This is a genomic window from Saccharothrix sp. NRRL B-16314, assembly GCF_000716595.1.
In the GTDB taxonomy this organism is placed as follows: Bacteria; Actinomycetota; Actinomycetes; order Mycobacteriales; family Pseudonocardiaceae; genus Actinosynnema.
Map to the genome: position 1 here is coordinate 1 of NZ_JNXC01000163.1, position 362 is coordinate 362.

1 pseudogene is annotated in these 362 nt (G+C 71.0%); it reads left to right on the forward strand.

Going from position 1 to position 362, the window contains the following annotated elements:
* Positions 1–362, forward strand: a pseudogene (locus OQ02_RS39495) (citramalate synthase); the annotation flags it as partial.

The following is a 362-nucleotide window of genomic DNA, read 5'->3' on the forward strand; positions in this document are numbered from 1 at the left end:
CCTCTACCAGCACATCGACCCCGAGCTGGTCGGCAACACCATGCGGATGCTGGTCTCCGACATGGCCGGCCGCGCCTCCATCGAGCTCAAGGGCAAGGAACTCGGCGTCGACCTGGGCGACGACCGCGCCCTGATCGCCCGGGTCGTCGAGCGGGTCAAGGAGCGCGAGCTCCAGGGCTACACGTACGAGGCAGCCGACGCCTCCTTCGAGCTCCTCCTGCGCGAGGAGGTCGAAGGCAGGGCCCGCCGCTACTTCCGCACCGAGTCCTGGCGCGCGATCGTCGAGGACCGCCCCGACGGCACCCACGCCGTCCGCAAGATCCGCGGCGTCGTCACCCCCATCGCCACCGGCCTCGGGGAAC